Source organism: Pedobacter sp. HMWF019, from assembly GCF_003061025.1.
GTDB lineage: Bacteria > Bacteroidota > Bacteroidia > Sphingobacteriales > Sphingobacteriaceae > Pedobacter.
The window spans coordinates 1-5701 of sequence record NZ_QAIL01000313.1; the positions used below are offsets into that span (position 1 = coordinate 1).

Sequence of the window (5701 nt, forward strand, 5' to 3'; positions counted from 1 at the left end):
ATCAAATACACAAATTTTTACTGACTTTCCTTTCTTATCTTTGCAATAAATACAGGGCTATGTCAACAGGAAGCTTGACATGTTGGTCGTTTTAACAAACCGAAACTTTGCCTTTTTTATTAAAAACGTATCTAATACAACGAAATAACAAGCATGGACGAAAAGATTATATTTTCAATGGCGGGGGTGAATAAGATTTACCCCCCTCAGAAGCAAGTACTAAAAAACATATACCTTTCCTTTTTTTATGGCGCAAAAATAGGCGTTATTGGTCTGAACGGCTCAGGAAAATCATCTTTATTAAAGATTATAGCCGGCCTTGATAAATCTTTCCAGGGTGAGGTTGTATTCTCTCCGGGTTATTCTGTAGGTTATCTTGCACAGGAACCCGAGCTGGATGAGAATAAAACTGTGCGGGAAGTTGTGGAAGAAGGAGTAGCTGAAATTACCGCCATTTTAAAAGAATACGAAGAAGTTAATGAAGCATTCGGTTTAGAAGAGAATTATTCTGATGCGGATAAGATGGATAAATTGATGGCTCGCCAGGGTGAGCTTCAGGATAAAATTGATGCCGTTAATGCCTGGGAATTGGATTCTAAACTGGAGCGTGCGATGGATGCGCTTCGTTGCCCTGATCCTGACACAAAAATCGGCGTACTATCTGGTGGTGAGCGCAGACGTGTTGCCATGTGCAGATTGCTGTTACAGGAACCAGACGTTTTATTACTGGATGAGCCAACCAATCACCTGGATGCAGAAAGCATTGACTGGCTGGAGCAATTCCTTCAGAATTATAAAGGAACTGTTATTGCTGTAACACACGACAGGTATTTCCTTGATAATGTTGCAGGATGGATTCTCGAACTGGACAGAGGTGAAGGCATTCCTTGGAAAGGAAATTATTCATCATGGCTTGATCAGAAGGCAAAACGTTTAGCTCAGGAAGAAAAAACAGAAAGTAAGCGCCAGAAGACATTAGAACGGGAGTTGGAATGGGTCAGAATGGCTCCAAAAGCGAGACATGCAAAATCAAAGGCCCGTCTATCAAACTACGACAAACTGGCATCTGAAGACTCTAAAGAACGTGAAGACAAACTGGAACTTTTCATCCCAGCAGGTCCAAGATTAGGCAATGTAGTTATTGAGGCCAACAATGTAACTAAGGCCTATGGTGATAAAATTCTGTTCGAAAATCTAAGTTTCTCTCTTCCTCCTGCAGGAATTGTTGGGATTATCGGACCAAACGGTGCCGGAAAGACAACTTTGTTTCGCCTAATTACAGAACAGGAAACACCAGATACAGGAACTTTCCGTGTTGGTGAAACGGTTGCTTTGGGTTATGTAGACCAGATGCACAATGACCTGGATCCAAACAAAACGGTATATGAAAACATCACTGACGGCTTAGACAATATCCAGCTGGGCAACAAAGCAGTGAACGGACGTGCCTATGTATCTAAATTCAATTTCAATGGCGGAGACCAGCAAAAGAAAGTAGGTATCCTTTCAGGAGGGGAAAGAAACCGGGTGCACCTGGCCATTACCCTGAAAAAAGGTGCCAATGTGCTCTTACTCGATGAGCCAACCAATGATATAGATGTAAATACACTGAGAGCATTGGAAGAAGCCTTAGAAAATTTTGGTGGTTGTGCGGTAGTGATCAGTCACGACAGATGGTTCCTTGACCGCATTTGCACACATATTTTAGCTTTTGAGGGCGACTCGCAGGTTTACTTCTTTGAAGGTAACTACAGTGAGTACGAAGAAAATCGCAAAAAACGATTGGGAGATGTTACTCCACATCGTATTAAATATAAAAAACTCGTTTAATTAAGTCTATTGGCATTAACCTCCAAATTGTTGGAGGTTAATGCTAAAACTCAACTGTAAATACCTGGTGATCTGAGTATTTCTACTATCTGTGATGGAATTATCTACAACACTTCGAATCAAAGAATTTCCTTGATTAAAAAGATCATATGCCTGGAGCTTTAAAGTAGCCTGTTGCTTTTTAAAGAATGTTTTTTGAATGCTGGTGTTAATGATGAGTGGATTCTTAGCATCTACAGCATAACCAATATTAACTCGCTTGGAACCATCCAGTCCAATAGATATGGTAGGTGTAATAAATGTTTTTAAATTGACATTAAATTCATAGATCTGAATGTCTTTTAATACACCCGTAGGCAGAGAATATCTATTGCTGCTATAAGTGTAATTTGCATCCGTGCTTAGTGTAATCCCCTTCTGATTCATCCTCAGCATAGCAGCCTGAGAGAAATTAAAACCTCTGTTGTTGTTCAGGATATTATCTGTATAGGACACATTATTCGCAAAGCCCACACTTCCGCGAAACTCTACATTAAATTTATTCTCTACAAAAGGTTTTGACCAGGAATACAGAGCATCAATTCCATAAGTTCCATTGGCGTTCTCAAAATGAGTTTCCTGCTTCAAACTGTTCAATGTGTCTGGCTTCAGGATGACATTACTCACCACCTGATCCTGTACAAAATTAGAGTTGATACCTAACATTAATGCCCTTCCATTAATCGGATTACTGTTCTGATAGGTTAAGCTGGAATTGTGATTGAAAGTTGAACGGAGATTTGGATTTCCAATCACTATATTCTGTAAATTTCTGGTATTAGGTACTGGCTGCAGTTGAGCAAGATTTGGAGCTACACTACTTCCATTGTATAAAAAGGTGATACTCGTTTTCTGGGAAAGAATCAGACTTAAATTGACCACTGGAGCAAGGTTAAATCCTGCATGATGGATCTGGCTAACGGGTTGCTCGTTATCAACAATAAGCAGATTAGGTTGTGCTGTCATCCCTAAACTATAGGTCAGGTCATCTGAACCAAATCTATAACTTACTCCAATTAAATGCGAGATAAATTTTGAAGTGTATTTTGTACTAAGTGAGTCTACAATCCTGCCATTTACGGTATGATTATTAATGCGTGTCAATAAATTATTATCATTTGTTTCCATCTGAAAATTGTAATAAATATCCACGTTACGACTGGAAGAGGCATTTTGACTGCTTCCAATAGGCTCGCTAAACCTAAAGCTCCCACCTATATTCTGAGATCGGTTCCGGGTATCTACCAGCCGGTTCAAAACAGAATCTTTTGCTACCGTTTGCTGCCCTGGTTCATAGTAACCCGTACGGCTATCCAGGTTTTCTGATAAATCGCTCGTCCCGTTTTTCGCTGTTATCCCTAAAGAAAGATTTCTTCCAGGCTTATCAAAACGATAAGCCCAGGCTATATTGGCATTAAAATCGGGCGTATATTCCTTAGTTAAGGTATTGTTAAACTGATCCTGCCGGATGATACCAGTTTGATTTGAACCACCCATATATTGATTATTTGTATTCAAAAAAGTGCCAATTATACCCGCCTGCAGATAGCTTTTCTCTTTAACAGATTGAATGTTCCAGTTTAAATTATGCTTGCTACTTTTTACAGTTCTTTCGTTATCATTAGTCGTAAATATGGTACCCAGAGAATTCAGAGTCTGTACAAAATCCAGCTGATGTGTTTGATTTCTGACGTTATCAAAGGAATAACTCACACTCGCTGTCAAATCCGGACTCAATTTATCCCGGTAATTAGCCCCTGTACTGATCGTTCTGTTCACACCAGCAGAATTATTCGTACTGATGATATTTCCCTTTACGCCAATCTGCTTTTTCTCTCGCCATAGGTTAGCATTAGTTTGCAAACCATATCTATCATTCGTTCCCCCGTTTACTGCAGTATTACCGAAATTTCCCTTATTACGTCCTGGTTTAGTCACCAGGTTCAACATTTTCTCTGAAGCACCTGTCTTCACGCCGGTGAAATTCGCTTCATCTCCATAGTCATTGATTACCTGTACCTTTGCAACCATGTCTGCAGGAAGCTGAGCAATAAAATCCTTTACATTATTGGTAAAAAAGTCTTCTCCGTTTACCCTTAACTTAGTCATTGACCTACCCATTGCGGTCACTTTACCGTCATTATCAACGTTAATGCCCGGAAGCTGCCGCAACAGATCTTCAACCCGGTCAGTCTCTCTAACCGTATAGGCTGCTGCATTGTATTCTACCGTGTCTTTCATTAACCGTATAGGAATAACTTTTGCTTTAATGACTACTTCTTTAAGCGTATTGACATCCTTTTCCATTATCGCTTGTATGGCAATATTTCTTTGCTCCGGACTGAACGTGTATTTCCGGCTGAAAGGCAAATACCCCATCGCATTTATGGTTAGGTAGATTTCGGACGTCACAATACCAATCACGGTAAATTTACCTCTGTAATCAGCTGTTCCTTTAAGCGTATCAGTACCCGTAATAATTTGTATGCCTGCATCTGGAACGGGGTGATTCAACGAATCTCTTACAATCCCGGTAAGTTTATAGTTAGACTGGGCAATTACATTAGAAATGCAAAATAGATGAATTGCAGTTATAAAGATGAGGCCTTTGTAACGATATAGATTTACATATGATTTTAAAAACCTGTTCATCGGCATCAGCACAATTTATGAATATAAAGTTACAATAGTTTTAGAGTCTGACGATGTTTCAGGCAATTCATACTATGCGAACATAATAAAAAACTTTAAAATTTTCAGCATTCCATAAAGACACTATTTCTTACCTGGGCGCTCTTATAAAGTTAAACAAAAAAGCATGATGATGTTGATCCCAACAAAACCATGCTCAATTAAAAGGAAATTAAAAGTAATATCTTATGGAATAGTAACCGTTTTGGACTGCAAGGTATGCGCACTGAAAAATCCCAGTGCACCACCACTCAGATTAGTAATCGGATTCGCAGGAGCTGCACCATTATTGCCACCGCCGTAAGCCCCATAAAGACTGTTCAGATAGGTGTAAACTGATGCATCAATGCACGACATTTCAACCCTTAAATGATCTCCTCTTTTTAGATCATTGACTTTATCATTTGTTTCATTCACAAAGGATAGTCTTTCGCTTACTTCTGTACCTGGGGTAAAATCATCATTAAGCAGATCGTAGCCTTTCTGATTTTTGTCATTAATGTATTTCCTGAACCAATAATAGTTCTTCACATTAGGAGTATCCTTGTATCTGACGGTAACAATCGTACTTTGAGGATCGAAGTCCCCAGATTTAATATAAGCATCAATTAAAGGGACCAATTCAGGCATAGTGCTCGAGGCAGTAAAAGTTTGTCCTTCTACCTGAACATTTAAATGATAGGTTTGTCCTGGCATTCCCTGAATTGTACTAACCTCATACACCCCCTTACTGGTTTCAGGAAGAACTGTACTGGTTCCGTTGTTTTCTATTTTTACAACGGCTCCGCTCATTCCTTCAAACTGGTTGTTGTCGTTCAAGTCCTTTGTTTTACTCACAAACACTTTGCACACACCTGGTTCATTGGTAATCCTGCCCTCTACAACATAAGTTGGTTTATTTTCTTTGGGACCTATATCTATTATTTTCTGGCAAGACCAGATCAGTATCGAAAACATACCTAAAAGACTAAATTTTATAACTTTTTTCATCTGTGTAAGATTTACTTTTCTTCTCATTAAAATTTAAAATTGTAAGAAACCGAAGGTATAAACCTGAAAAGAGAGGTTTGTTCAGCAACGGTTTGACTCGGATCATTTTCTTTGTCTTTGAACCTGATCTCATAGGCGTTTTGTCTGCCAT

The 5701-nt window shown here is 39.1% G+C and carries 3 protein-coding genes; 1 reads left to right on the plus strand and 2 read right to left on the minus strand.

The features are described from left to right. Window positions 1-153: 153 nt before the first annotated feature. Window positions 154-1830, plus strand: coding sequence for an energy-dependent translational throttle protein EttA (ettA, locus tag DBR11_RS17575; protein ID WP_108553949.1), 1677 nt, complete (start codon window positions 154-156; stop codon window positions 1828-1830). A gap of 15 nt (window positions 1831-1845) precedes the next feature. Here the strand turns inward: ettA and DBR11_RS17580 are convergent, their stop codons facing one another. Both DBR11_RS17580 and DBR11_RS17585 read right to left on the minus strand, forming a co-directional pair. Continuing rightward, window positions 1846-4521, minus strand: coding sequence for an outer membrane beta-barrel protein (locus tag DBR11_RS17580; protein ID WP_158275315.1), 2676 nt, complete (start codon window positions 4519-4521; stop codon window positions 1846-1848). Window positions 4522-4746: 225 nt separating this feature from the next. Continuing rightward, window positions 4747-5550 carry a DUF4249 domain-containing protein gene (locus tag DBR11_RS17585; protein WP_158275316.1) on the minus strand — a complete coding sequence of 268 codons (804 nt, stop codon included), beginning with the start codon at window positions 5548-5550 and terminating at the stop codon, window positions 4747-4749. Window positions 5551-5701: the final 151 nt, after the last annotated feature.

What these genes read in the sequence shown, in the direction of transcription:
- ettA (WP_108553949.1), top strand. Translation starts at nt 154, where the DNA reads ATGGACGAAAAGATTATATTTTCAATGGCGGGGGTGAATAAGATTTAC.
- DBR11_RS17585 (WP_158275316.1), bottom strand. Translation starts at nt 5,550, where the DNA reads ATGAAAAAAGTTATAAAATTTAGTCTTTTAGGTATGTTTTCGATACTG.
- DBR11_RS17580 (WP_158275315.1), bottom strand. Translation starts at nt 4,521, where the DNA reads ATGAACAGGTTTTTAAAATCATATGTAAATCTATATCGTTACAAAGGC.